At 63.3% G+C, this 25,653-nt stretch carries 19 protein-coding genes and 1 pseudogene; 10 read left to right on the top strand and 10 right to left on the bottom strand.

Annotation, left to right across the window (positions count from 1 at the left end):
* Positions 1–25: 25 nt before the first annotated feature.
* Positions 26–1,615 carry a benzoylformate decarboxylase gene (mdlC, locus tag IAE38_RS05860; protein ID WP_201216495.1) on the bottom strand — a complete coding sequence of 530 codons (1,590 nt, stop codon included), beginning with the start codon at positions 1,613–1,615 and terminating at the stop codon, positions 26–28.
* Between the two features lie 165 nt (positions 1,616–1,780).
* Between mdlC and IAE38_RS05865 the strand changes: the two genes are divergently transcribed.
* The 4 genes from IAE38_RS05865 to IAE38_RS05880 all read left to right on the top strand — a co-directional run bounded on the left by IAE38_RS05865 (position 1,781) and on the right by IAE38_RS05880 (position 5,549).
* Positions 1,781–2,728 (top strand): LysR family transcriptional regulator, encoded by a 948-nt coding sequence (locus IAE38_RS05865; RefSeq protein WP_201216497.1) that lies wholly within the window; start codon positions 1,781–1,783, stop codon positions 2,726–2,728.
* Between the two features lie 118 nt (positions 2,729–2,846).
* Positions 2,847–3,971, top strand: coding sequence for an alpha-hydroxy-acid oxidizing protein (locus tag IAE38_RS05870; RefSeq protein WP_201216499.1), 1,125 nt, complete (start codon positions 2,847–2,849; stop codon positions 3,969–3,971).
* Positions 3,972–4,203: 232 nt separating this feature from the next.
* Positions 4,204–4,899, top strand: coding sequence for a 3-oxoacid CoA-transferase subunit A (locus tag IAE38_RS05875; protein ID WP_028634622.1), 696 nt, complete (start codon positions 4,204–4,206; stop codon positions 4,897–4,899).
* Positions 4,900–4,907: 8 nt separating this feature from the next.
* Entirely contained in the window at positions 4,908–5,549 is a 642-nt protein-coding gene (locus IAE38_RS05880) for a 3-oxoacid CoA-transferase subunit B (protein ID WP_201216502.1), read from the top strand.
* A 136-nt stretch (positions 5,550–5,685) separates the two neighbouring features.
* Here the strand turns inward: IAE38_RS05880 and IAE38_RS05885 are convergent, their stop codons facing one another.
* Genes IAE38_RS05885 through IAE38_RS05905 form a run of 5 tightly spaced genes read right to left on the bottom strand, consistent with a single transcriptional unit; the run spans position 5,686 to position 10,758 of the window.
* Positions 5,686–5,832, bottom strand: a complete 147-nt coding sequence (locus IAE38_RS05885; protein ID WP_201216504.1) for a DUF2474 domain-containing protein — start codon at positions 5,830–5,832, stop codon at positions 5,686–5,688.
* Positions 5,832–6,839 (bottom strand): cytochrome d ubiquinol oxidase subunit II, encoded by a 1,008-nt coding sequence (gene cydB, locus IAE38_RS05890; protein ID WP_201216506.1) that lies wholly within the window; start codon positions 6,837–6,839, stop codon positions 5,832–5,834. Before cydB ends, IAE38_RS05885 begins: the two co-directional genes overlap by 1 nt.
* Before the next feature lie 18 nt (positions 6,840–6,857).
* The gene (locus IAE38_RS05895) at positions 6,858–8,276 is read right to left on the bottom strand and encodes a cytochrome ubiquinol oxidase subunit I (RefSeq protein WP_201216508.1); all 1,419 of its coding nucleotides are present in this window, start codon (positions 8,274–8,276) and stop codon (positions 6,858–6,860) included.
* Between the two features lie 3 nt (positions 8,277–8,279).
* Positions 8,280–8,756, bottom strand: a complete 477-nt coding sequence (locus IAE38_RS05900) for a DUF934 domain-containing protein (RefSeq protein ID WP_201216511.1) — start codon at positions 8,754–8,756, stop codon at positions 8,280–8,282.
* The gene (locus tag IAE38_RS05905; RefSeq protein ID WP_201216512.1) at positions 8,746–10,758 is read right to left on the bottom strand and encodes a DUF2849 domain-containing protein; all 2,013 of its coding nucleotides are present in this window, start codon (positions 10,756–10,758) and stop codon (positions 8,746–8,748) included. The genes IAE38_RS05900 and IAE38_RS05905 overlap by 11 nt, the downstream gene beginning before the upstream one ends.
* A gap of 165 nt (positions 10,759–10,923) precedes the next feature.
* Between IAE38_RS05905 and IAE38_RS05910 the strand changes: the two genes are divergently transcribed.
* Complete coding sequence (locus IAE38_RS05910; protein ID WP_201216514.1) at positions 10,924–12,330, top strand: aminotransferase-like domain-containing protein; 1,407 nt, start codon at positions 10,924–10,926, stop codon at positions 12,328–12,330.
* 56 nt (positions 12,331–12,386) lie between these two features.
* Here the strand turns inward: IAE38_RS05910 and IAE38_RS05915 are convergent, their stop codons facing one another.
* Both IAE38_RS05915 and IAE38_RS05920 read right to left on the bottom strand, forming a co-directional pair.
* A complete protein-coding gene (locus IAE38_RS05915) occupies positions 12,387–12,875 on the bottom strand; it encodes a helix-turn-helix transcriptional regulator (protein ID WP_201216517.1) in 489 nt (162 codons plus the stop codon).
* Complete coding sequence (locus IAE38_RS05920; RefSeq protein WP_201216519.1) at positions 12,872–14,188, bottom strand: type II toxin-antitoxin system HipA family toxin; 1,317 nt, start codon at positions 14,186–14,188, stop codon at positions 12,872–12,874. The genes IAE38_RS05915 and IAE38_RS05920 overlap by 4 nt, the downstream gene beginning before the upstream one ends.
* A 269-nt stretch (positions 14,189–14,457) precedes the next feature.
* On the opposite strand from IAE38_RS05920, the pseudogene IAE38_RS23845 reads away from it, so the two are divergent.
* A pseudogene (locus IAE38_RS23845) lies at positions 14,458–14,652 on the top strand (RcnB family protein); the annotation flags it as partial.
* On the opposite strand, the gene nirD reads toward IAE38_RS23845, so the two are convergent.
* Together nirD and nirB are read right to left on the bottom strand one after the other, a co-directional pair.
* Positions 14,602–15,030, bottom strand: a complete 429-nt coding sequence (gene nirD / locus IAE38_RS05930) for a nitrite reductase small subunit NirD (RefSeq protein ID WP_442968265.1) — start codon at positions 15,028–15,030, stop codon at positions 14,602–14,604. The pseudogene IAE38_RS23845 and the gene nirD overlap by 51 nt on opposite strands.
* Positions 15,030–17,582: a nitrite reductase large subunit NirB gene (nirB, locus tag IAE38_RS05935; RefSeq protein WP_201216523.1), complete on the bottom strand. Its 2,553-nt coding sequence runs from the start codon at positions 17,580–17,582 to the stop codon at positions 15,030–15,032. Before nirB ends, nirD begins: the two co-directional genes overlap by 1 nt.
* Before the next feature lie 578 nt (positions 17,583–18,160).
* On the opposite strand from nirB, the gene IAE38_RS05940 reads away from it, so the two are divergent.
* The 4 genes from IAE38_RS05940 to IAE38_RS05955 all read left to right on the top strand — a co-directional run bounded on the left by IAE38_RS05940 (position 18,161) and on the right by IAE38_RS05955 (position 25,652).
* On the top strand, positions 18,161–22,240 hold the full coding sequence (locus tag IAE38_RS05940) for a bifunctional nitrate reductase/sulfite reductase flavoprotein subunit alpha (RefSeq protein ID WP_201216526.1): 4,080 nt from the start codon (positions 18,161–18,163) through the stop codon (positions 22,238–22,240).
* 61 nt (positions 22,241–22,301) lie between these two features.
* Positions 22,302–23,507 (top strand): CmpA/NrtA family ABC transporter substrate-binding protein, encoded by a 1,206-nt coding sequence (locus IAE38_RS05945; RefSeq protein ID WP_201216528.1) that lies wholly within the window; start codon positions 22,302–22,304, stop codon positions 23,505–23,507.
* A gap of 12 nt (positions 23,508–23,519) precedes the next feature.
* A complete protein-coding gene (locus IAE38_RS05950) occupies positions 23,520–24,095 on the top strand; it encodes an ANTAR domain-containing response regulator (RefSeq protein WP_201163675.1) in 576 nt (191 codons plus the stop codon).
* A 345-nt stretch (positions 24,096–24,440) separates the two neighbouring features.
* Positions 24,441–25,652, top strand: coding sequence for a nitrate/nitrite transporter (locus tag IAE38_RS05955; protein WP_201216530.1), 1,212 nt, complete (start codon positions 24,441–24,443; stop codon positions 25,650–25,652).
* The last annotated feature ends 1 nt before the right edge of the window (position 25,653 follow it).

Raw genomic sequence — 25,653 nt, forward strand, 5'->3', positions numbered from 1 at the left:
GGGCTTCGATGGCCCCCGCTGCCGATCAGTGAGGTTCGATGGTGACGGTCGGTACCTCGATGAGGGTCGGTTCGTTGGCATCCAGCGCTGCGCGCAAAGCGGCTTCGAAACTGGCGCGGGTGTCGGTGTGCACCGCCTTCACGCCATAGCCCTTGGCGATTGCGCAGAAATCCAGGCCAGGCACGTCCAGGCCTGGCGCGTCTTCGGCCTTGAGCACCCCGGCGAACCAGCGCAAGGCACCGTAGGTGCCGTTCTTGAGGATGATGAACACCACTGGTACGCGGTACTGGGCAGCGGTCCACAGGGCAGTGATGCCGTAGTTGGCAGAGCCATCACCGATCAGTGCGACTACCCGGCGCTGCGGTTGCGCCAATTGCACGCCCACCGCCGCGGGCAGGCCAAAGCCCAGGCCGCCGGCGGCAGGGAAGTAATAACTGCCCGGGTGCCGCAGGTTCATGCGCTGCCAGAAGGCGCTGGTGGTCGAGGTGGATTCCTTGACGTAGATGGCGTCGTGCGGGGCTACGGCATCCAGCACATCGAAGAGGGTTTCCGGGCGCAGGTGGCGAGGCTCGTCAGCCACCGGGGGCGGCACGGGCAGTGCCTCAGGGTAGCTGCGCGACTGCTGCGCCACGCCGCCCGCCAGCGCCTGCAGGGTGACGGCAATGTCGCCAATCAATGCATCACCCATCGGCGCACGGGCGGCTTCCTGCGGGTCGGAGGTGATGTGCAGCAGCCGAGCACCGGCAGGCAGATAGTCACCCGGGGCAAATTGGTGATAGCGGAACACCGGGGCGCCAACCACCACGATCAGGTCGTGGCCGTCGAGGGTCTTGCTGATGCCGGCGATGGCCGCCGGCAGTACGCCCCGAAAACTGGGGTGGCGGGTGGGGAACGGGCAGCGCGAGGCCGACGGCGCTATCCACACCGGCAGGTGCAGCTTGTCGGCCAGGGCAACTGCCGCCGCGTTGCTCTGCGTGGCATCTACCTCCGGCCCCAGCACCAGCACTGGGTTACGGGCCTGGTTCAGCTGCCCGATCAATGCTTGCAACTGCGCAGCATCGGGCGTGCCGGCAACCTGCACCTGGCGCTCGAACAGGTGCTCCACACCCGGTGCGCAAGGTGCATCCCAATCGTCGTACGGGATGGACAGGTACACCGGCGCTTTCGGCGTGGTGTTGGCGTAGTGGATGGCCTGGCTCAGCGCGCGGGGCACGTCCTGGGCGTTGGCGGGCTCGTAGCTCCACTTGACCAGCGGCTTGGGCAATTGCACCGCATCGACGTTGGCCAGCATGGCTTCCACCCCGATCATTGGCCGCACTTGCTGGCCAGCGGTGATCACCAGCGGGCTGTGCGAATACCAGGAGTTGGTCAGCGCGCCCATGCCATTGCCGGTACCCGCGGCAGCATGCAGGTTGACGAAGGCCGGCTTGCCACTGGCCAGTGCATAGCCGTCGGCCATGCCCACCACCGCACCTTCGTGCAGGCCCAGCACATACTGGAAGTCCTCGGGGAACGACTTGAGGAATGGCAGTTCGTTCGAGCCCGGGTTGCCGAAGAGGGTAGTCATGCCATGGCGCCGAAGCAGCGTGTAGGCGGCGGAGTGAATGGTTTGCATGAGGCTAGGGTCCGCGTATGTCTTGAAGCTTCCACTCTATGAACGGCATATAGATCGATCAAATAAATGTTTTAGTGATGCTGTATAAATACTGCCTATATTAGTGAGTGTGCCAGCTACGCGCTCGCCCCCTCATCCGCCACCCGTGCACGGACAACCACGACCATGGCCAGCTTCGACCTCAACCTCATCACCACTTTCATCACCCTGTACGAAACCCGCAGCGTGACCACCACGGCGCAGCGGCTGTTCGTTACCCAGCCGTCGGTGAGCTACGCCTTGGCCAAGCTCAGGGAGCAGTTCGATGACGCTTTGTTCGTGCGCAACCGCCAGGGCATGCAACCCACCCGGCTTGCCACCCAGCTCTACGGCAGCTTCAAGGAAGCTTCCCGGGCAATCGACTCGGCGGTGGGCGAGGCACGCAAGTTCGACCCCAGCCACTCACAGCGACAATTCCGCCTGGCCCTATCGGACCTAGGGGAGATGGCACTGTTACCTCGGCTGATGGATTGCCTTGGCCGAGCAGCGCCGAACATCGAGCTGGAAGTCGTGCCCCTGGAAATTGACAAGGTTGGCACCTGGCTGAACGACGGTCATATCGATGCCGCTATCTGCAGCCAGAAACTCAGTGACAATGGTGTGGTTTCTCGCGTGCTGATGAAGGAGCGTTATGTCTGCCTGCTCGACGCGGCTCACCCCCGCATTGGGGATGCCATCAACATGCAACAGTTCCTCGCCGAACCCCACGTGCTGGTTACCCGCACCTCTGGCCATGGCATGGCCGAAGATGCGCTGAAACGGCTGGGCGTGGAGCGCCGGATAAAATTGCGGCTGCCCCATTTTTCAGTGCTTCCACGGTTGATTCCCGGCAGCGACCTGCTGGGCATTCTGCCCAGCCAGATTGCCGAAAGCTTTTGCGAAATGCCGTTACCCAGAAAGCTCAAGACCCTCGAACTGCCATTCGACGTGCCGAGTTTCGAGGTGTCCTTGCACTGGCACTCGCGCAGTACCCAATCCACAGCCCTGACCTGGTTCCTGCGGCAGTTACAAACCAGCCTTGGCAGCCTGGATGCCCAGAAAACCACGACGGCCAATGACACGGGTACCGTTTAATCAAACGGCAACTACCATAGACGGTGCTTATTTTTAGCTGACCTAATATCAATTTGATACAGAAGAGCGTCCTCTTTACATTGAGCCATGCCCAATTTCGCCTGGCTTAGAGGACGTCATGAGCTGCGCTTTCAGTGTCAACGGCTATAGAGAACTTGCACGCCGCCATCTCCCACGAATGGTATTCGACTACCTCGAAGGTGGGGCTGATGACGAGAAGTGCCTACAGCGTAACCTGGATGCATTTGATGCACTGGAGTTGCTCCCACGCCGATTGATAAACGTGGCACAGCCAAGCTTGAGCACCGAGGTTCTAGGTGTGAGTCAGCCACTGCCCTTGATCGTAGCGCCAATGGGGCTCAGCGGTGCTTTCTGGCCAAAGGGCGACCTTGAACTCGCACGCGCCGCCAAGAAGGCCGGTATACCGTTCATCCTCTCCACCGCGTCCAACGCATCCATCGAAGAGGTAGCCGAGCAGGTTGGCGGCGATCTGTGGTTTCAGCTTTATGTGGTGCACCCGACATTAGCGGAACACCTGGTTAAGCGCGCGTTGGCTGCTGGTTATCGAACCTTGGTCCTGACCACGGACGTAGCGGTGAACGGCAAGCGAGAACGCGATCTACGCAGCGGGTTTGGCCTCCCGTTCAAGTACACGCCCAACGTGATTATCGATGGGATGCTGCACCCGCGCTGGTCGCTGCGCCTGCTGACGGCAGGTATGCCACAACTGGCCAACTTCGCGAGCACCCAAGCCTACGATGCAGAACTTCAGGCAGCACTGCTCTCACGCCAGATGGATGCCAGCTTTGACTGGGCGGGCCTTAAAAGGCTGCGAGACCTGTGGCCACATCGGCTATTGGTCAAAGGCATTCTGCATCCGGATGACGTGAAACACTGCATCGAGCTGGGTGCTGACGGCGTTATCTTGTCAAATCACGGTGGCCGCCAATTGGACTCAAGCTGCTCGCCCATGGCAGTGCTGGAGCAGATTGCGACAGCCCACCCCGGCAAGGTATTGGTAGATAGCGGCTTTCGTCGCGGATCGGATGTTGTGAAAGCACTTGCGCTGGGCGCAAGCGGCGTGCTCATCGGCCGCCCGTTGCTTTATGGTTTGGCTACTGCCGGGACAGTAGGCGCGGCCAGCGTGCTGGATATTTTCAAAGATGAAATTAGCCGAACCTTGGCCAACATGGGTTGCGCCTGTGTCCGGCGGCTGACCCCTGGCTATTTGATTCACACGTGAGTCGCGCAGGTGTTCAGGCGCTGGGTTAGATCATGCACCCTCGCTTGACCACCGAGCCCCAGTAAGCTGTTGAACAACGGTTCGTTAATCGCCCACAAGTAGCCCACGCCTCTCGGCGGCGTTTCCGGGTTAAGTCAAACTGTCCGGAAATTGCAATCCGTTTCAGGCGCTATTCGGATTATTACCATCCCTCGTGCCGAAACTTTCATCTGAACTCACGGGGAGTCCCGCTTTGATCGACAAAACGCATTCGTCCATCGCCAGCGCCTTGGCAGGCATTACCGACGGATCAACCCTCCTGATCGGTGGTTTCGGCAACGCAGGTATGCCCTCTGCACTCATCGACGGGCTGATCGCCCTGCGCCCTCGTGAGCTGACCATCATCAGCAACAACGCGGGTAACGGTGACACCGGCCTGGCCGCTTTGCTCAAGGCCGGCTGCGTGCGCAAGATCATCTGCTCGTTCCCGCGCCAGTCAGATTCCTACGTGTTCGACGCACTGTACCGCGCCGGCGAGATCGAACTGGAAGTGGTGCCCCAGGGCAACTTGGCTGAACGCATTCGCGCCGCAGGGTCAGGTATTGGCGCCTTCTTTTCACCGACGGGCTACGGCACCCTGCTTGCCGAGGGCAAGGAAACCCGTGAAATCGATGGCCGCCAGTACGTTCTGGAAATGCCGCTGCACGCGGACTTCGCCTTGATCAAGGCGCACAGAGGGGACCGCTGGGGCAACCTGACCTACCGCAAGGCCGCACGCAACTTCGGGCCAATCATGGCCATGGCCGCCAAGACCGCGATCGTTCAGGTTGACCAGATCGTCGAGCTGGGCGAGCTGGACCCGGAACATATCATCACCCCGGGTATTTTCGTCCAGCGCGTGGTTGCCGTCCCTGACGCCACCACCGCTCCAATCGCTCACGCATCCTGAGGCCTGCCATGACCATCAACAAAAAGCTCTCCCGTGCCGAAATGGCCCAACGCGTGGCCGCGGATATCCAGGAAGGCGCCTATGTGAACCTGGGCATCGGCGCGCCCACCCTGGTAGCAAACTACCTGGGCGACAAAGAAGTGTTTCTGCACAGCGAAAATGGCCTGCTGGGGATGGGACCAAGCCCGGCACCTGGCGAGGAAGATGACGACCTGATCAACGCTGGCAAACAGCACGTGACCCTGCTCACCGGTGGCGCCTACTTCCACCATGCCGACTCGTTCTCGATGATGCGTGGCGGCCATCTGGATATCGCCGTGCTGGGGGCGTTTCAGGTCTCGGTCAAGGGGGACCTGGCCAACTGGCACACCGGCGCCGAAGGCTCGATCCCGGCCGTGGGCGGCGCGATGGACCTGGCCACCGGCGCCCGTCAGGTGTTCGTGATGATGGACCACCTGACCAAGACTGGCGAAAGCAAGCTGGTGCCCGCGTGCACTTACCCGCTGACGGGTATTGGCTGCGTGAGCCGCATCTACACGGACCTAGCTGTACTGGATGTGACGCCTGCTGGGCTGAAAGTCGTGGAAATCTGCGCAGACCTCTCGTTCGAGGCATTACAGGCGCTCAGTGGCGTGCCACTGATCGAATGAGTTTTATTGCCTGCCGTGCCTGCAGAGCCGTTAACCATTGACCCCGGCATTGCTCTTGGGCTGGCAGGGCCTGTAAAGGGAAGCTGGCCACTGCCGGTGGCCAGCTTTTACCAGAACGCCTAATGAGGCGTGGCAATCAAGGCTTCATGCCGGCCAGCGACATGGCCAGGCGTACAGCCATGGCCATGACGCCAAGCGCGGCAACGCTGGCGCCCCAGATGCCCACCATCCACAGAAGCCTGTTGAACGCACCTGGCGATGATTGCGAGTTGCCCTTTCTCATCAGTGATAGCCCTCGCCCACCTTGACCTTGCCGCGAAACACGTAATACGACCACGCCGAGTACCCGAGGATGAACGGGATGATGAACAGCGCCCCCACCAGGGCGAAGCCCAGGCTCTCTGGAGGGCCTGCGGCATCCCAGAGGGTCAGGCTGGGCGGTAGTACGTAAGGCCAGATGCTGATGACCAGCCCGGTGTAACCGAGGAACACCAGCACCAGCGACCATACGAACGGCCCGGCATGCGGCTCGCCACGCAGCGAGCGCAAAATTGCCCAAGTGGCCAGTAGCACCAGCAGGGGTACTGGCAGGAAGAACCAGAAGTTCGGCAGGCTGAACCAGCGCTCGAAGATGGCCGGGTGGGTCATCGGCGTCCAGATGCTGACCACCAACATGGTCGCCACCGTGGCCAGGGTGATTGGCGTGGCGGCGCGGATGATGCTGGCCTGCAGGGGCCCTTCCGTCTTGTACACCAGCCAGGTGGCCCCCAGCAGCGCGTAGGCCACGACCACGCCCAATCCGCAGAACACGTTGAACAACGTCAGCCAGCTCATGACGCCATTGGTAGCGGCGCCATCGACGATCTGATGGCCTTCGATGAACGCTCCCAGAATCACGCCCTGGAAGAACGCTGCGGCGAACGAGCCGGACATGAATGCGCGGTCCCAGAATGGCTTGTGCGCCTCGTCGGCCTTGAAGCGGAACTCGAACGACACGCCCCGCCAGATAAGCCCGGCCAGCAGGCCCAGCGCCGGCAGGTACAGCGCGCTCAGCAGGATCGCGTAGACCTTCGGAAAGGCCGCCATCAAGCCTGCCCCGCCCAGCACCAGCCAGGTCTCGTTGCCATCCCACACCGGTGCCACGGTGTTGACCATGGTGTCGCGGTGTTCACGGTCACGGATGAAGGGAAAAAGAATGCCAATCCCCAGGTCGAAGCCGTCGGTGATGACATACATCATCACCCCAAAGCCGATGATCAGAAACCAGATCAGCGGAAGATCAATACCCATGACAACGTCTCCCGTCAGTCAATGTGTGGTGTTGGGGGCGCAATAGAGCGACTCGTCCACTGCCGACAGCGGGCGGGCCGGGCGCTGGTTGTCAGCGATGTCCACAGGGTGCGGCTCATGTGGCTGTGGCCCTTTGCGCACCAGGCGCAGCATGTAGCCGATGCCCGTGCCGAAGATGCCCAGGTACATCACCACCAGCACCACCAGGCCGATGCTGAGGGTCATTGCCGAATGCTCGGAAACCGCGTCCTTGGTGCGCATCAGCCCATACACCACCCAAGGCTGGCGGCCGATTTCGGTCACATACCAACCCGCCAGCAAGGCGATCAGGCCAGATGGCCCCATCCACAGGGCGAAGCGTGCCAGCATCGGCGACTGATACAAGCGGCCGCGCCAGCGCACCCAGGCGCCCCAGCCGCCAAGCAGCACCATCAGCAGGCCAAGCCCGACCATCACCCGGAAGCTCCAGAACAGCACGGTGGCGTTGGGCCGGTCTTCACGCGGGAAGTCTTTCAGGCCGGCTATCTGCCCATCCAGCGAGTGGGTCAAGATCAGGCTCGCCAACCGCGGGATCTCGACCTTGAAGCGGGTGGTTTCCGCGTCCATGTCCGGCAGCCCGAAGAGAATCAGCGGTACCCCTTCACCCGGTACGTTGGCCCAGTGACCCTCGACAGCAGCGATCTTTGCGGGCTGGTGCTTGAGCGTATTCAGGCCATGCACGTCACCGATCAGCACCTGCAACGGCGCAGTGAACAGCAGCATCCACAACGCCATCGAGAACATGCGTTTCACTGCCGGGGTCTTGTTGCCCCTGAGCAGGTGCCATGCGCCCGAAGCGCCGACGAACAGCGCTGTCGACAACATGGCGGCGGTGACCATGTGCGCCAGGCGATAGGGGAAGGACGGGTTGAAGATGATCGCGAGCCAGTCCACCGGGATCACTACACCGTTGACCACCTCGTGCCCCTGGGGCGTTTGCATCCAGCTATTGGAGGCAAGAATCCAGGTGGCTGAAATCATCGTGCCGACTGCGACCATCACCGTGGCGAAAAAATGCAGACCGCGCCCGACCTTGTGCCAGCCGAACAGCATCACACCGAGAAAGCCCGCCTCCAGGAAGAAGGCGGTGAGCACCTCGTAGGTGAGCAACGGGCCGGTGATGCTGCCCGCGAATTGCGAATAGAAACTCCAGTTGGTACCAAACTGATAGGCCATCACCAGCCCGGACACAACGCCCATGGCGAAGTTGACGGCGAAGATTTTCGACCAGAAGTGGTAGAGGTCGAGGTAGGCGTCGTCTTTTTTCCACAACCACAACCCTTCCAGCATGGCCAGAAATGCCGCCAGGCCGATGGTGATTGCCGGGAAGACGATATGAAACGTCACGGTGAAACCGAACTGTATGCGGGCCAGTTCAAGCGCTGTCAGGCCAGACACGGCTTATACCTCATTACGTTGGGAAAGGCGCTCGAGCAGGGTCCTCGGTCGGGCGTGTTGAATGGCGACTGCGGCTTCCTGCCAACGCACCAGGGGAATGGCAGGCGACACCAGCACACTGCTGAAACCGCACTGCATGAGCATTGCGAACTGGTCGGGCAACAACGGCCCGGCCGCTCGCAGGTCGCCGGTGAAACCGTGGCGTTCGCGCAACCGGCGCGCCAAGGTGAACCCACGGCCATCACGGGATTTGGCAAACTCCACCACGATCAGGGTCAATTGCCCGAGCACCGCCTGCACCTCTTCAAGCGCCTGGTCGCCGGCCAGCCACAGGCCCTGGGCCGGCAGGCCGAAGCGCATGTGGTAGTCGTTCCATTGCGCCGGGTGCACCACGGTGCTGGGGGAGAAGGAAGGCGTTTCGTCGCAGGCCAGGTAATGCCACGGGTCGTGCTGCGGCAGGCCGTGTCGATCAATGAGCATCACGCAGCACCTCCTTGAACGGCGCAATACCCACCCGCCGATAGGTGTCGAGGAAGCGTTCATCCGCCTGGCGCAGTGCCAGGTAGATATCAATGAGTGCTTCGATCACCTCGGGCACTTGCTCATAAGGCACGGAGCGCCCGAGGATGGTGCCCACCGCCGCGTCTTCCTCGGCGCTGCCACCCAGGGTGATCTGGTAATTTTCATGGCCTGCCTTGTCCAGGCCGAGGACGCCGATATGCGCTACATGGTGGTGAGCGCAGGCGTTGATGCAACCGGAGACGTTGAGCTTCAACTCACCGATTTCACGTTGGCGTGGGCCATCGAAGCGCTGGGCGATGCGCTGTGCAACCGGCACCGAGCGGGCGGTGGCAAGGCTGCAGTAATCCATGCCCGGGCAGGCGATGGAATCAGACAACAAGCCCACGTTGGCCGTTGCCAGGCCCGCCGCGCGCAGTGCTTGCCACACCGTGTACAGGTCGCGCTGGCGGATGTGCGGCAGCACCAGGTTCTGCTCGTGGGACACGCGAATCTCGTTCAGCGAGTAAGCTTCGGCGAGGTCAGCCACCTGCAGCATTTCCTCGGCGCTGACGTCGCCCGGAATGCCCCCTGGCGGCTTCAGGGAAACCACCGCGCTGATATAGCCAGGCTGCTTGTGCGGGTGGGTATTGGTGCGCACCCAGGCAGCGAATGCCGGGTCTTCGGCGCGTGCAGTCAAATACTCATCGCACAGCCCGGGCAGCGACTCGAAGGCCGGTTGCACGAAACGCGCATGGATGGCCTGGACGATCTCGGGTTCCAGGTACTGGCGGTCACTCGGCAGGCTGCAGAACTCATGCTCGATCATCTCGATGAAACGGCCGGGCTTGAGTTCACGTACCAGTATCTTGATACGCGCCTTGTACAGGTTGTCGCGCCGCCCCAGGGCGTTGTACACCCGCAGGATCGCCTCGACGTAACGCAACAGGTCGCGCTCGGGCAGCCATTGGCGTACTCGCGTGCCGACGATTGGCGTACGCCCCAGGCCACCCCCGGCATACACCTCGAAACCCACCTCGCCCACGGCATTGCGCTGCGCAAGGATGCCGATGTCATGAAAGCGCACTGCAGCGCGGTCTTTAGGGCTGCCGGTCATGGCGATCTTGAACTTGCGCGGCAGGTAGGTGAATTCCGGGTGGTCGGTGGACCACTGGCGCAGAATCTCGGCGTGCACCCGCGGGTCCACCACCTCGTCGGCGGCAGCGCCGGCAAAGTGGTCGGTGGTCACGTTCCGAATGCAGTTGCCGCTGGTCTGGATACAGTGCAGATCGGCGTCGGCCAGCACCGACAGTATTTCCGGTGTATCGGCCAGGTGCGGCCAGTTGAACTGAATGTTCTGGCGCGTGGTGAGGTGACCGTAACCTTTGTCGTAGGTGCGCGCCACGTAGGCCAGCTGGCGCAGTTGCACGGCGCTCAGCGTGCCGTACGGGATCGCTACCCGCAGCATGTAACCGTGCAATTGCAGGTACAGGCCGTTCATCAGCCGATAGACTTTGAACGCCTCCTCGTCCAGCTCGCCACTGAGGCGCCTGGCCACCTGCTGACCAAACTGCTGCGCGCGCTCCTTGAGGAAGTCACGCTCGAACGGGTCGTACTGGTAGACCCCGGCCTTGCCGGCCGCCATCGGCACGAGCGGCCGTTCACTCGAGGCGCCCCCGCTTGGGCGTGCTGCCTGCGCCTGTTTACCCAGGTCGGTGCGGATAGAGGGCCCCTGTGCCCGCAGCCGCTCGCGCAGGCTATCGGGTACGGGCAAGCCCTCTACCAGCGATGCCGCACAAGGCAGCGGGCCAACCACATGGTTGTCGCGTACCCAGGCCTGTGCAGCATCATTGGCGGCAGGCAGCGCATCGGGGCTGAAAGCAGCAGCCAGACATACGCTTTCGACCCATTCATACTGTGCATCCAGCCACACCACAGCACCGTCATCCAGACGGTTGGCACAGATCAGATGGCAGTCGCTCATCAAACATCTCCATGACTGGCAACCCGGAAGCGCTTATGGTTGCAACCTGCAGCGCCATACCGGTGCCTACGCACAAATCCATACTCTATTTGATTGTATGGAATATTTAGAAAACGTATGCCATGATATTCCTGAGCGTATGGATTTACAACTGTAGGAAGTGCTATGAGCCCTCGTGATGAATCAACTTTGACTAGTGAAATTGCCTGGACAAGGCCATTCACCGCAGGATCCGGGGCAAAATACATACAGATAATAGATATGCTGGAAAAATCCATACAATCTGGATTTCTTCAGCAAGGGGATGTCCTGCCCCCGCAACGCACGCTTGCGGCGCACCTGGGCGTCGACCTCACCACCATTACCCGCGCCTACAACGAAGCGCGTAATCGCGGCCTGATCGCGTCGTATACCGGGCGTGGGTCGTTCGTCATGGGGGGCGGTAACCCTGACCTGCCCCTGAACGTCGACCTGGCCATGAACATTCCGCCACAGCCGGCCAATGGCTCGATGACCGAACAAGCAGGCAGTGCAATGGCTGAGCTGTTTGCCCGCCATAGCATCGAGGCGCTTTCGATTTACCAGCATGAGTTGCCGCCGCGCTCACTGCTGCACGCTGCCCAAAGCTGGCTGCGCCCTGCCATCGGCGAGCTGAGCGGCGAGGGCTTGGTGGTGTGTTCGGGTTCGCAGGCGGCGATCTTCGCGATACTCAGCGCAAGGACACGCCCGGGGGATGCCGTGCTGTGCGACGCCGTCACCTACCCAGGCTTGTTGCTGGCAGCCGAGCAGCTTGGCGTGCGGCTCTGGCCAGTGGCGAGCTGCGCGGACGGCATGCAACCCGACGCCCTGGAACAAGCTTGCCAGGAAAGCGGCGCACGGCTGCTGTACCTCAATCCGACGTTCCACAACCCGACGGCGCACACCATGCCATTGGGCAGGCGCCAGGAGATTGCCGACGTGATACTGCGACGCGGCATCACCTTGATTGAGGACGACCCCTACCGCTATCTGCTCGACGATGCCCCGCCACCGATCGCCACGCTCACTGGGCGCCGCAACACCTATTACCTGGCCTCCTTGTCCAAATGCCTGTGGCCAAGTTTGCGCACGTCGTTCGTGTTACCCCCGCACGGGGACGATGGCCAGCAATTGCAGCTCAGCCTGCGCGCCTCGAGCATGGGCTGCTCCGCCCTGCTGCTGGCGCTGGTTGAGCAATGGATCAACAGTGGCAGCGCAACGCAGCTGGTGCAGGAAATCCAGCGCGAAACCCGCGCGCGACAGCGGCTGGCGCGCACGCTGCTGTCGCACCCGTACCAGACGCACCCGACCGGGCTGCACGTGTGGCTTGAACTGCCGACGCAGTGGAACCAGGAGCTGTTCACCCATGCGCTGCGCGAGCAGGGGGTCAGCGTGGCCGGGGGGCAGTCGTTTGCAGCGGCTGTACCTGCGCCCAATTGCTTGCGTATATCCCTGGGTGGCGCCAAGGACCAGGCCGAGCTGGGGCGTGCGCTACAGAAGATCGAGGCGTTGCTTAACCAGGATCGTCGGCGTGAGTCGCGCACGTTTGTATAGGGGATTGCAGTGCACAAGGAAAACGGGATGAGGCTTTCACTTTCATCCCAACACGCTCACTTCTCATCACGCCTTTTTCGTGCCCGTGACGACGCCGGGCCCGACAAGGCTTTCTTCGCTTTGGCGGCCGCAGGGCTTTTCCCTCGTTTTGGTCCGGCCACATACGTACTGGCCAGCGGCAAAAGGCCCGCGCCCGTTGGCGCGGCTACCGTGGTTGGCGCAACAGATTCCAACTGACCCACAGTGTTGCCGACGGTCGTCATTGCATGCTTAGTCTTGGCAGCCATCACCATCCCCATCCGTACACCAAACAGACGCAGAACGGCCTCCAAAGTACTGAGTTTCGGGTTCGACTTTCCGCTCTCCAGTTCGTACAAGCTTTTTGTAGACATCTTGCACATTGCCGCGAACGTTTCTTGGTCAAGCCCGGTGACTTCGAGCCGCAGACGGCGGATGGATGCCCCGATGGGGTCGAACCCCGCCGCATTGCGCTCGACGATCTCCTCCACGAGCTGAGCACGCTCTTCAGGCTGTAGTTTTTTCATCGCAGCCCCCACTCCACAAGTCGCTTATCCAAGTTGTTCACGGGTAGGGAAGCTGCATTTCGCATCAATTCAGGGGCTTCGGTCAGCAAATCGGGCAACGCCCTGAAGTTTTCAGCTGCATTCATCAACCGTTGCAGCAGAACGTCGGGATCGGTGTAATTGATAAGCTCAGCGCAATTGTCCCTCCAGTTGGAAGAACCTTTGCGCTCCGCCGCCCACTTCGTCGTTCGCGTGATACCTTCCTCATCCAGGATCATGGGCGCGAGGTCATAGATGGGAGCTAAACAAAACCTTCCACCTATACGGATAATGGACGTGTTGCGGCCGTGGTTATCGGTGTTCCCCAGAATTCGATTCAGTAGATCACGCTGCACGTACTCGAATACCAAGTCGTCCACTTCATCCTGCTGGCCGTTACGGGTCCACAGTTCTACCAGCCGGTGAACCACTTCAACGTGCTTCATCATCTGCCCGTAGCCGGTAACGCCGCAGACCGAGTACACCGACTCCACCGGTAGGCGCTCTACCCTGCCATTCACTATTCTGCGGTCAAACCGTTGCATCCATAGGCTTGGCTTCAGTGACTCTTCAAGCGCTAAACCCTCAGTTGATACGGTATCAAGGCCCAGGGCGGCAACAGCCTTGTAGTAATGGAACTCTGTTCGCAGGATGTCCTTGTCGCGCTCGCCACCTTTGTTACGCGCGAACTTGATCAGCCAGTGACGACACGCCTGTTCATCGGGAAGCATCGCGTCAGCGTACAGAGCGCTATCGCGGGCTTCGGTCATCAGCAGCTTGGGAGCTTGCCCGTTGGCGCCCGTAGCGCCGCCCAACGCTGCGCCGGTTTCGTAGGCGTACTCGAGGAACTCGTTGGTCCTGACCACGACCTCGACACGCGCGAAAGCCTCATTTCGATCCGGCTGGAGGCCTTCAACGGACTCCTTGATGCGCAGATGCCCAATAGGAGCTGGTGTGAAGCGGCTTAGAAGGTACAGCCCCATTTCCAGCCCCTCGGGTTTCAAGCGCCCGTAACGGGCTTCGAGGGACTCCTTGGCAGCACCCGAGGGAATCATGTCATAGAGGAATGCTGGATAGCCCTTGACGTCATGGTGGTCCCAGTTCAGCGGCAGGTTAACGCTTAGGGCCAGTTCGCACCGGTCTTCGATGCGATCAAAGTTGGCAACGATGTAGTCAGTGTCGTACGCCACAAAAGACATGCCTTGCTCGACGTGCTCCGGGTTCTGAATCGAAAGCAACGCTGCATCGTGCCATGCACCTTTTGAGAAGGCTTGGATAGTGATTCGAAACGGCATCCTGGCAGCCTAAATCAGTACTTTAATGCTGATTATCATAGAGTCTAAGGTGGAAACCAGCAATATTATGCTGATTAAACGTCTGCCAGCTTGAAAATCAGCACCACACTGCCGATTGCCCTACCGAAAGCCCTCGAGTTCCTAAAATGCACCCGCCCATTGCGTTCTGTCAGTGCACCTTGCGCTCAGGCAATACCCGATCTTTACCTCCTGCTGGAGATACCTTACGCAAGCCCGTGGTCATAATCTGCAAGCCCCTCAGTGCCACGGTGCCCCACCAGCAGTGGCAGCGCGGGCGCGTGGTAGAGCCGCAGTACCGCGACGACCGCTACTGGGTCACCGACTGGCGCGCGCGCCAGCTGTCCGCGCCACCACCCGACCACCGGTGGTTGCGCATCAACGGCGACTACGTGCTAGTGGCGATTGCCACTGGGGTGATCACCAGCATCCTGACCGGGTACTGACGCACCTTGGGCAGTGTCGATCTCCACATCATCCCCGCGAAGTCGGGCGGGCCATACCCGCAACCGCTCCGTCGGCGCCTCCACGCACAGACCGTCGTGCAGCCCGAAATGCTGTTTGTACAAGGGCGCAGCCACCACCAGTTTGCCCGCCATGCTCCCGAGCAGCCCACGGCCGATCACGTTTGCACCTGAGCGTGGGTCGCGGTTGTCGAGGGCAAACACCTGGCCCTCGCCCTGCTCGCCCGGCACGTAGAACAAGGCGATCTGATGGCCGCCCAGTAGCGCGACCACGCCGGAATGAGCCACCAGATCGCGGCGCCCGCAAACTCGTCTCCAACCATTACCCGTTTCAATCCGCATTGCATTCATGCCAGGCATCAGACCACCTCCGTCGCATCGATCAGGCTCATTTCTTCCGCCCGGGCCGGCCGGCGTTGGCCGCGTTCCTGGACGAACTGCACGTCCGGGTCGGCGCCACTGGCGTTGACGAAGGTACGGAAGCGCTTGAGTTTTTCCGGGTCTTTCAAGGCGTTGGCCCATTCGCACTCGTAGCGGTCGACCACCAGCTGCATCTGCGCTTCGAGCTCGGTGGCCAGGCCCAGGCTGTCGTCGATCACCACCGCCTTGAGGTAGTCCAGGCCGCCTTCAAGGCTTTCTCGCCACACCGAGGTGCGTTGCAGCTTGTCGGCGGTGCGGATGTAGAGCATTAGAAAGCGGTCGATGTAGCGGATCAGGGTGTCGTCATCGAGGTCGGTGGCAAATAGCTCGGCATGGCGTGGACGCATGCCGCCGTTTCCGCTGATGTAGAGGTTCCAGCCGTTCTCGGTGGCGATCACGCCAACGTCCTTGCTCTGCGCTTCGGCGCACTCGCGAGTGCAGCCCGACACGGCGAACTTGAGCTTGTGCGGGGCACGCAAGCCCTTGTAACGCTCTTCAATGCGCAGGGCCATCTGCACGCTGTCCTGCACGCCGTAGCGGCACCAGGTGTTGCCGACGCAGCTCTTCACCGTACGGGTCGACTTGCCGTAGGCATGGCCGGTTTCAAAACCGGCTGCGATCAGCTCGGCCCAGATGTCCGGCAGCTCGTGCAGCTGGGCACCGAACAGGTCGATGCGCTGGCCGCCTGTGATCTTGGTGTAAAGGTCGTATTTCTTAGCCACCGCGCCGATGGCTATCAGCCCATCGGGTGTGATTTCGCCGCCGGGAATGCGTGGCACCACCGAGTAGGTGCCGTTCTTCTGCATGTTGGCCATGAACGTGTCGTTGGTGTCCTGCAGCGGCACCAGCCACGGCTCCATGATCGGCCGGTTCCAGCACGAGGCGAGGATCGAGCCGACCACGGGCTTGCAGATGTCGCAGCCCAGGTGGCCATTGCCGTGGCGGGCCAGGAGCGCGTCGAAGGTCTCGATGCGCTCGACGCGCACCAGCGAATACAGCTCCTGGCGAGTGTAGGCGAAGTGCTCGCACAGGCGCTTGTCGACGGCGACGCCGCGGGCGGTGAGTTCGTGCTCGAAGACTTGCTTGAGCAGGCCGGCGCAGCCGCCGCAGCCGGTGCCGGCCTTGGTCTGGCACTTGAGGCTGGCAAGGTCGGTACAACCACCGTCGATGGCACTGCAGACCGCACCTTTGCTGACGTTGTGGCATGAGCAAAGCGTGGCGGTGGCCTGCAGTGCGTCGACGCCCAGCGCCGGCGCCGCCCCACCCAACGGCAGGATCAGCGAAGCCGGGTCGGCGGGCAGCGCGATGCCGTTTTGAATGTATTGCAGCAAGGTGTCGTAGTAGCTGTTGTCGCCTACCAGCACGGCACCAATGGCCTGCTTGCCGTCGGCTGAAACCACCAGGCGGCGGTAGCTGGCAGTGGCTTCGTCGATGAAGCGGTAACTGCGCGCTCCGGCACTGGCGCCATGGGCATCGCCGATGGAGCCGACGTCGACGCCGAGCAGCTTGAGCTTGGTCGACATGTCGGCACCGGCGAACGGCTCGCTGCCCTGTTCGCAGAGCTGCGACGCCACACTGCGGGCCATCTGGTAACCCGGCGCCACCAGGCCGAACACGCTGCCGTTCCAGGCCGCGCATTCGCCGATGGCTGAAATGCGTGGGTCGCTGCTGCGGCAGGCGCCGTCGATGGCGATGCCGCCACGGGCGCCCAGTTCGAGCCCGCAAGCCTTGCCCAGCGCGTCTTGCGGGCGGATGCCGGCGGAGAACACCACCAGATCGGTTTCCAGGTAGTCGCCGCCGGCGAAGTTCATGCGGAAACGGTGGCCCTCACCGGGGGTGATCGACTGGGTGCTGCGCGACAGGTGCACCTGCACGCCCAGCGCCTCGATACGCGCCTTGAGCGCCACGCCACCCGCTTCGTCCAACTGCACCGGCATCAGCCGCGGTGCGAATTCCACCACATGGGCTTCAAGGCCCAGGCTGCGCAGCGCGTTGGCCGCCTCCAGCCCGAGCAGGCCGCCGCCAACCACCACCCCGCGACGGGCGTTGCCGGCAGCGGCGCGAAGGATGTCGAGGTCGGCCAAGGTCCGGTAGACCAGCCGCGAATCGCCCGCCGCGCCTTCGATCGGCGGCACGAAGGGATAGGAGCCGGTGGCCATGATCAAGTGCACGTAAGGCACGCAACCGTTGGCGGTGATCACCACCTGGCGTGCGCGGTCGATCTCCAGCACCGGCACGCCAAGATGCAGCGTCACGCCTTCACCCTGATACAACGCGGCATCGCCAAGAGCCAGGGACTCGGCGTCGCGGCCGCCGAAGTATTCGGACAGGTGCACGCGGTCATAGGCGCGCTGCGGCTCTTCGCTGAACACGTGAATGCGGAAGCGGCTCAACGCCCCGCCTTCCACCAACTGCTCGACGCAGTGGTGGCCGACCATGCCGTTGCCGATTACCACGAGGTTTTTCAGATCACTCGCCAATTCGCTGTTCATGGAGCACCTCTCAAGCCGATCCGGTTGTCGCGAAGCAAAAAAAAAACGCCTGGAACCCAAAGGTTCCAGGCGCCATTGCCTGTTCTCGCTGCCGGCCCATGGGCCTGGCGCAGTTTTTATTCCTTGGGCCGGTTGCGGCCGCTCGATCGCCGTTGATCGACAAGGGGCCCGCTGACACTGTGCAGCGGTTGCCAATCACTATGCAGCGGTTGTGCCACAAAGCCACAAAGCCGCGTACACGACTTGATGCGGGCTTCTTGAACGTGGTGAGGGTAAAAGAATGCCTGTCAATGTTCCAAAACGGTGCGAACCCACCCCGGCCGCCCCAGCACGAAGCGGCCATCCCACCCCATATACGCCTGGTCGAGAGCGACCTGTCGGGCGGAATCACAGCGGCGCAGCGTTCACACAGGCCTTGACCTGGTGTTGGCCCAGGCATTGCTACACCCAGACAAAGGCCGTCAACGACGATGGCCGTACTTCCAGGCAATACCTCACGACAAAGGCGCCGTGCAGCTCCCGTTGAAAAACGCAGGGGCGGCATGGCGCCTTCGTCGTTCAAGCAAGAGAGCACCGCGATGACCAACTCCCTGCTCGAGCCCAGCAAAACCGTACGCAGCGTCTGCCCCTATTGCGGGGTGGGCTGCGGCATCGTCATGCAGGTGGAACACGGCCTGATCGTGAAGGTTTCAGGCGACAAGCAGCACCCGAGCAATACCGGTCGCCTGTGCACCAAAGGCAGCACCTGCGCTGTGCCTGTGGCCGATGCCGGGCGCATGCAGCACGCCTTCATGCGCGAACAGCGCCAGCGCGACCCGGTGCGCGTCGGCATCGACCAGGCCATCGAGGCCACCGCCAGCCGGTTGCGCGCCATCATCGACGAACACGGCGCGGACGCCTTCGCCCTGTACGTGAGCGGGCAGATGTCGCTGGAGGCGCAATACCTGGCCAACAAGCTGACCAAAGGTTTCATCCGCAGCCAGCACATCGAATCCAACTCGCGCCTGTGCATGGCCAGCGCTGGCAGCGGCTACAAGCTTTCGCTCGGCGCCGACGGCCCGCCCGGCGCCTACGACGACTTCGAGCACAGCGACGTGTTCCTGGTGATCGGCGCGAACATGGCAGACTGCCACCCGATCCTCTTCCTGCGCCTGCTCGATCGGCTCAAGGCCGGGGCCAAGCTGATCGTTGTCGACCCCCGGCGCACCGGCACTGCGGACAAAGCCGACCTTTACCTGCAGATCGCCCCCGGCAGCGACCTGGCCCTGCTTAACGGCCTGTTGCATCTGCTGGTCGAAGACGGCCTGACCGATCCTGCCTTCATCGCTGACTTCACCGAAGGCTGGGAGGTGATGGAAGACTTTCTGCACACCTACACCCCAGCCTATGTGGCGCAGGTGACCGGGCTGGCCGAGGCTGACATCCGCCAGGCCGCACGCTGGATCGGCGAGGCGAGCAACTGGATGAGCTGCTGGACCATGGGCCTGAACCAGAGCGTGCAAGGCACCTGGCACACCAATGCCCTGTGCAACCTGCACCTGGCTACAGGCGCCATCTGCCGTACCGGTAGCGGCCCGTTCTCGCTGACCGGCCAACCCAACGCCATGGGCGGCCGCGAGATGGGCTACATGGGGCCGGGCCTGCCAGGCCAGCGCTCGGCGCTGGTGGCCGAGGACCGTGCCTTCATCGAGCAGCTGTGGGGCCTCGAGGCAGGCAGCCTGCGCACCGACGCGGGCACCGGCACCGTCGACATGTTCCGTGCCATGGCCGCCGGCCAGATCAAGGCTTGCTGGATCATCTGCACCAACCCGGTGGCTAGCGTGCCCAACCGTCAGCAGGTAATCGACGGGTTGCGCCAGGCCGAGCTGGTGATCACCCAGGAAGCCTTCCTCGACACCGAAACAAACCGCTACGCCGACATCCTCCTGCCCGGCGCGCTGTGGGCCGAGGCTGAAGGCGTCATGATCAACTCCGAGCGCAACCTGACGCTCACCCAGCAGGCCGTACAGCCGCCCGGCGAGGCCCTGCCGGACTGGCAGATTATCGCGCGGATCGCCTGTGCCATGGGCTATACGGAGGCGTTCAGCTACAGCAATGCGGCTCAGGTCTTCGAAGAGATCAAGCGCACCGCCAACCCCAAGACCGGCTACGATCTACGCGGCGCCAGCCATGCGCGCCTGCGCGAGCAGCCACTGCAATGGCCCTGCGCCACGGCCGAGACTGCCGTGCGCAACCCGATCCGCTACCGCCAGGCCGGTAGCGCCGAGCTGCGTTTTCCCACCGCCAGTGGCAAGGCGCAGTTCTTCGCCCGGCCGCACCTGCCGCCCGCCGAGCTGCCCGACGACGAGTTCCCGCTGGTGCTCAACACCGGTCGCGTGCAGCACCAGTGGCACACCCTGACCAAGACCGGCAAGGTGCCGGCGCTAAACCGCCTCAACCCGGGGCCCTTTGTCGAAATCCACCCCAGCGATGCCGAGCGTCTGGGGTTGGTACCGGGCAAGCCGGTGCAGGTGCGCTCGCGGCGTGGCGTGGCGTTGCTACCGGCGGTGCTCAGCGACCGCGTGCGGCCGGGCAATTGCTTCGCGCCGTTCCACTGGAACGACGTGTTCGGTGAGGGGTTGGCGGTCAATGCCGTAACCAGCGACGCGGTCGATCCGCTCTCACTGCAACCGGCCTTCAAGTACTGCGCCGTAGCGCTGCACCCGGTGCCCGACGCAGAGCCGCCCACAGCGCTGCCTTCAATGGATACAACCCAGGTGTACGCCCCCATGCAGATTGATCACCTGGCACGCCTGCTGAACCTGCCGGCCGCCGCGCCCTTGACCCTGCACGCCGACGCGCAAGCCTACCTGCATGGCTACCTGCTGGGCCTGCGCAGCGCCGAGGCCCCGCATGGCGGCGTACCGACGATTCCCGAGCAGGCGCCCCTGGCCCCCGAGCAGCGACTGCTGCTCAATGGCCTGCTGGCCGGTATGTTCTCGCGTGCTGGGGGCGCCGCGCCCGCTGCGGAGGTGCAGGCCTGTGCGCCCGCTGCCGAATGGCTGGTGCTCTGGGCGTCGCAGACGGGCAACAGCGAAGCCCTCGCCGCGCTGTGCGCACAGCGCCTGGGCAACGCCGGCCAGCGCGCTCGTGTACAGGCCATGGACAGCGTCGAGCTCAAGCACCTGCGCAGCGCCGCGGGCGTGTTACTGGTGGCCAGCACGTTTGGTGATGGCGACCCGCCGGACAACGCCGTCGCCTTCTGGGAAACGCTGGCCGGCGCCGCGCCCGACAGCCTGCGCGACAGCCGTTTCGGCGTGCTGGCGCTGGGCGACTCGAGCTATCAGCAGTTCTGCGGCTTTGGCCGCAAGCTCGACGAGCGCCTGGCCGCGCTGGGCAGCGAGCGCATCCAGCCGCGCCTGGACTGTGAGCCGGACTATCAGGCGCCGGCCGAAAGCTGGCTGGTCGAACTGTGCGGCAAGCTGGGTGCGGGTCGCTCCAAAGGTGCCGTGGCCGCTGCGCAGTCTTCCCCGGCCCCTGAGGCCGCCGACGCCGCTCGCAACCCCTATACCCGCGCCCGCCCGCTGCACACGCGCCTGCTATCCAACCGCCTGCTCAACGGCGAAGGCGCCGAGAAGGAAACCCGGCACCTGGCGTTCGACCTGGCCGGGCAGCACTTCCCCTACCGCGCAGGCGATGCTCTGGGCGTCTGGCCGATCAATGCGCCCGCCTTGGTGGAAGAGGTGCTGAACCTGATTGGCGTGGACGGCGACACCCCGGTGCATCTCGACGAACAGCCGCCCATGCCGCTGCGTATCGCCCTGGGCGAGCGCCTGGAAATCGCCCGCATCAGCCCTGACCTGCTGCACCGGGTCGCGGCCCAACCCGGCAACGAGCGGCTAGGCGCCCTGCTGGAAGAGAAGCAGCACACCGCCTTGCAGGCCTGGCTGTGGGGCCGGCAGTTGCCTACATTGCTGCGCGAATTTCCCCTCGCGCTCGACGCGCAGCAATGGGTACGCCTGCTCAAACCGCTGCAACCGCGGCTGTATTCCATCAGCTCGAGCCCAGCCCTGACGCCTGACGAAGTGCACCTGACCATCGCCACCGTGCGCTACCGGCATGAAGGCCAGGCGCGCGGCGGCGTTTGCTCGACCTTCCTCGCCGACCGCGCCGGCGAGCACGGTGTGCGTATCTACCTGCAACCTTCCGCGCACTTCCATGTGCCGGAGAACCCCAGTACGCCGCTGATCATGATCGGTCCTGGCACCGGTATTGCACCGTTTCGAGCGTTCTTGCAGGAGCGCGAGGCGCAGGGCAGCAAACGCAACTGGTTGTTTTTCGGCGAGCAGCGGGCCCGCACCGACTTCTACTACCGCGAAGAACTACGCGACTGGCAGCGCAACGGCGTGTTGCAAAAGCTCGACACGGCGTTCTCCCGTGACCAGGACGAGAAGGTCTACGTGCAGCAGCGCATGCTCGAAGCGGGAGCCGAGTTGTGGCAGTGGTTGGAGCAAGGTGCCCATGTGTGTGTCTGCGGCGACGCCGCGCGCATGGCCAAGGACGTGGACGCTGCGCTCAAGGCGATCGTGCAGCGCCACGGCAAGATGAGCGCCGCTGCGGCCACGCTCTACGTCAGCGAGATGAGCAAAGCGCGGCGTTATTTGCGTGATGTTTACTGAACACCGGTAGGAGCAGGCCGCCCTGCGCTTCTGCGACATCTTACGGATCGGGAATCACAAAGTGAGCGACACCAGCAACGATCTCATCCCACGCCAGTCCCTGGCCTGGACCGCCGGCAGCGACGCCCCAGAAAAGCGCGTGCTGAACGTCGGCTTCATGCCGCTCAGCGATGCCGCCTCGGTGGTGGTCGCCGCCACCCAGGGCTTCGCCCAGCCCTATGGGCTCACCCTGGAGCTGCACCGGCAAACCTCCTGGGCGGGGGTCGCCGACAAGCTGGCAAGCGGCGAGCTGGATGCCGCGCACGCCTTGTACGGCATGGTCTACGCCCTGGAGCTGGGCCTCGGTGGCGCGCCGGCTACCGACATGGCGGTGCTGATGGGTCTCAATCACAATGGTCAGAGCATCAACCTGTCGCAAGCGTTGGTGGACACCGGCATCACCCGCCCCGCCGCACTCTGCCAACGCGCCGCCGCGGGCGCTGGCAAGCTCACCTTCGCCCACACCTTCCCCACCGGCAGCCACGCCCTGTGGCTGTACTATTGGCTAGCCAGCCAGGGCATACACCCATTGCACGACGTCAACAGCGTGGTGGTGCCGCCGCCGCAGATGCTCGCGCACTTGCAGGCCGCGCGCATCGACGGCTTCTGCGCAGGCGAGCCCTGGAGCGCCCACGCCGTGGCGCTGGGCCATGGCTGCACGGTCGCCACCAGCCAGTCGATCTGGCCTGACCACCCGGAGAAGGTGTTGGCCTGCACACGGGCCTTCGTCGAGCAGTGCCCCAATACCGCCCGCGCCCTGCTGATGGCGGTGCTGGATGCCAGCCGCTTCATCGAGGCCAGCGCGCAGAACCGTCGCAGCACCGCGCAGCTGATGAGTGGCCGCGAGTACCTCGACCTGCCCCTGAGCAGCATTGAGCCGCGCTTCATGGGTTTGTACGACGATGGCCTGGGCCACCAGTGGCAAGACCAGCACCCGCTGCGCTTCCACAATCATGGCGCGGTGAACGTGCCCTACCTCTCCGACGGCATGTGGTTCATGACCCAGTTCCGCCGCTGGGGCCTGCTGCGCGACGACCCGGATTACCGCGCTGTGGCTGGCCGAGTGCAAAGGCTCGACCTCTACCGCGCTGCCGCGGGCGCGCTAGGCATCGCTGTGCCGGCCAGCCCCCTGCGCCGCACGCAACTGCTCGACGGTAGCGTGTGGGACGGCAGCGACCCGGCCGCCTACGCGCGCAGCTTCGCCTTGCACGCCCGCCACGATGGCTGACCGGAGGTCTGGATGCTGCGCATTCTGCTGATCAACGACACCTCGCGCACCGGCGGTCGCCTGCGCACCGCGCTGAGCGAAGCGGGTTTCGACGTCATCGACGAGTCGGGCCTGACCATCGACCTGCCCGCCCGGGTCGAAGCCGTACGCCCGGACGTGGTGTTGATCGACACCGAATCCCCCAGCCGCGACGTGATGGAGCAAGTGGTGATCGTGACCCGCGACCAGCCGCGTCCCATCGTCATGTTCACCGACGAGCACGATCCCGGCGTGATGCGCCAGGCGATCAAGGCCGGCGTCAGCGCGTATATCGTCGAAGGCATCCACGCCCAACGTCTGCAACCGATCCTGGACGTGGCCATGGCGCGCTTCGAAAGCGACCAAGTGCTGCGCGCGCAGCTGCACGCCCGCGACCAGCAACTGGCTGAACGCAAACGCATCGAACTGGCCAAGGGCATGCTGATGAAGATGAAAAGCTGCGACGAGGAAGAGGCCTACACGCTGATGAGGCGCCAGGCGATGAGTCGCCAGCAGAAGCTGATTCAAGTGGCGGAGCAGATCATTGCGATGAACGAGCTGCTGACGTGACGCACACACAACTGCTCATGCACCAGAATGCGGCAGCCCCGGCCATGCTGCACCGTTGTCCATGCGCATTGCCTGATTCAGTACGCTTGCACCACTGACTGCAAGGGCGCTGTAGAGCTGCCCGGCTGTTCCACCCGACACCTGGCACACAACCTGCTTTCACCTCCCTACAGGTAACCAACGGCGGTTGCCCCACCCCGACAAAGACGTCGCATGCCCGTTCGCGAAAACGGATTTGGCATGGCGACGTCTTTGCGTTTCTGGCCTCGCATGACGAGGTGGTGGAGCAGCCGTAAGGCTCGCCCACCTGCAAGCCCACAACCCAATTGCAGATGAGGTGCTGGAATGAACAAGAGCTTCTGGAAAGCCGGACACACCCCCACGTTATTCGCCGCGTTTCTCTACTTCGACCTGAGCTTCATGGTCTGGTACCTGCTTGGCCCTATGGCGGTGCAGATCGCCACCGACCTGCAACTGACAACCCAGCAGCGCGGCTTCATGGTGGCCACGCCGATTCTGGCCGGGGCGATCCTGCGCTTCATCATGGGCATGCTGGCCGACCAGCTGTCGCCGAAAACCGCCGGCATCATCGGCCAGGTGACCGTCATCGTCTCGCTGCTCACGGCCTGGCAGCTCGGCATCCACAGCTACGAACAAGCTCTGCTGCTCGGCGTGTGCCTGGGCATGGCCGGCGCCTCGTTCGCCGTGGCGCTGCCACTGGCCTCGCAGTGGTACCCTGCCGAGCACCAGGGCAAGGCGATGGGCATTGCCGGCGCCGGCAACTCCGGCACCGTGCTGGCCGCCCTGGCCGCGCCGGTGCTGGCCGCCGCCTTCGGCTGGACCCAGGTGTTCGGCCTGGCGCTGATCCCGCTGGTACTGACCCTGATCGTGTTCGCCGTGCTGGCGAAAAACGCCCCCAACCGCAGCAAACCCAAATCCATGGCCGACTACCTCAAGGCCCTGGCCGACCGTGACAGTTGGTGGTTCATGTTCTTCTACTGCGTCACCTTCGGCGGCTTCATCGGCCTGGCCAGCGCCCTGCCCGGCTACTTCCACGACCAATACGGCCTGAGCCCGGTGACCGCCGGCTACTACACCGCCGCCTGCGTGTTCGGCGGCAGCCTGATGCGCCCCTTGGGCGGCGCGCTGGCGGACCGCTTCGGCGGCATCCGCACGCTACTCGGCATGTACGCTGTGGCCGCCGTGTGCATTGCGGCGGTGGGCATGCACCTGTCCAGTTCCATCGCCGCCCTGGCGCTGTTCGTCAGCGCCATGCTCGGCCTGGGCGCCGGCAACGGGGCGGTGTTCCAGCTGGTGCCGCAGCGCTTCAACCGCGAAATCGGCGTGATGACCGGCCTTATCGGCATGGCCGGTGGCATCGGCGGCTTTCTCCTGGCGGCAGGCCTTGGTGCCATCAAGCAAAGTACCGGCGACTACCAACTGGGCTTGTGGCTGTTCGCCAGCCTTGGCGTCGTAGCCTGGTTCGGGCTTTACACCGTCAAGCGCCGCTGGAGGACTACCTGGGGCTCGGCGGCCTTTACCGCTGCGCGGGTCTGAG

It is taken from the genome of Pseudomonas sp. S32 (assembly GCF_016648095.1).
Classification (GTDB): domain Bacteria; phylum Pseudomonadota; class Gammaproteobacteria; order Pseudomonadales; family Pseudomonadaceae; genus Aquipseudomonas; species Aquipseudomonas parafulva.

Coding starts and splice junctions, on each gene's coding strand:
- IAE38_RS05905 (WP_201216512.1), bottom strand. CDS start 10,758: ATGAGCGACTGCCATCTGATCTGTGCCAACCGTCTGGATGACGGTGCT.
- IAE38_RS05885 (WP_201216504.1), bottom strand. CDS start 5,832: ATGAGAAAGGGCAACTCGCAATCATCGCCAGGTGCGTTCAACAGGCTT.
- IAE38_RS05910 (WP_201216514.1), top strand. CDS start 10,924: ATGAGCCCTCGTGATGAATCAACTTTGACTAGTGAAATTGCCTGGACA.
- IAE38_RS05870 (WP_201216499.1), top strand. CDS start 2,847: ATGAGCTGCGCTTTCAGTGTCAACGGCTATAGAGAACTTGCACGCCGC.
- IAE38_RS05880 (WP_201216502.1), top strand. CDS start 4,908: ATGACCATCAACAAAAAGCTCTCCCGTGCCGAAATGGCCCAACGCGTG.
- IAE38_RS05950 (WP_201163675.1), top strand. CDS start 23,520: ATGCTGCGCATTCTGCTGATCAACGACACCTCGCGCACCGGCGGTCGC.
- IAE38_RS05915 (WP_201216517.1), bottom strand. CDS start 12,875: ATGAAAAAACTACAGCCTGAAGAGCGTGCTCAGCTCGTGGAGGAGATC.
- IAE38_RS05865 (WP_201216497.1), top strand. CDS start 1,781: ATGGCCAGCTTCGACCTCAACCTCATCACCACTTTCATCACCCTGTAC.
- nirB (WP_201216523.1), bottom strand. CDS start 17,582: ATGAACAGCGAATTGGCGAGTGATCTGAAAAACCTCGTGGTAATCGGC.
- IAE38_RS05920 (WP_201216519.1), bottom strand. CDS start 14,188: ATGCCGTTTCGAATCACTATCCAAGCCTTCTCAAAAGGTGCATGGCAC.
- IAE38_RS05900 (WP_201216511.1), bottom strand. CDS start 8,756: ATGCTCATTGATCGACACGGCCTGCCGCAGCACGACCCGTGGCATTAC.
- nirD (WP_442968265.1), bottom strand. CDS start 15,030: ATGCCTGGCATGAATGCAATGCGGATTGAAACGGGTAATGGTTGGAGA.
- IAE38_RS05940 (WP_201216526.1), top strand. CDS start 18,161: ATGACCAACTCCCTGCTCGAGCCCAGCAAAACCGTACGCAGCGTCTGC.
- cydB (WP_201216506.1), bottom strand. CDS start 6,839: ATGGGTATTGATCTTCCGCTGATCTGGTTTCTGATCATCGGCTTTGGG.
- mdlC (WP_201216495.1), bottom strand. CDS start 1,615: ATGCAAACCATTCACTCCGCCGCCTACACGCTGCTTCGGCGCCATGGC.
- IAE38_RS05955 (WP_201216530.1), top strand. CDS start 24,441: ATGAACAAGAGCTTCTGGAAAGCCGGACACACCCCCACGTTATTCGCC.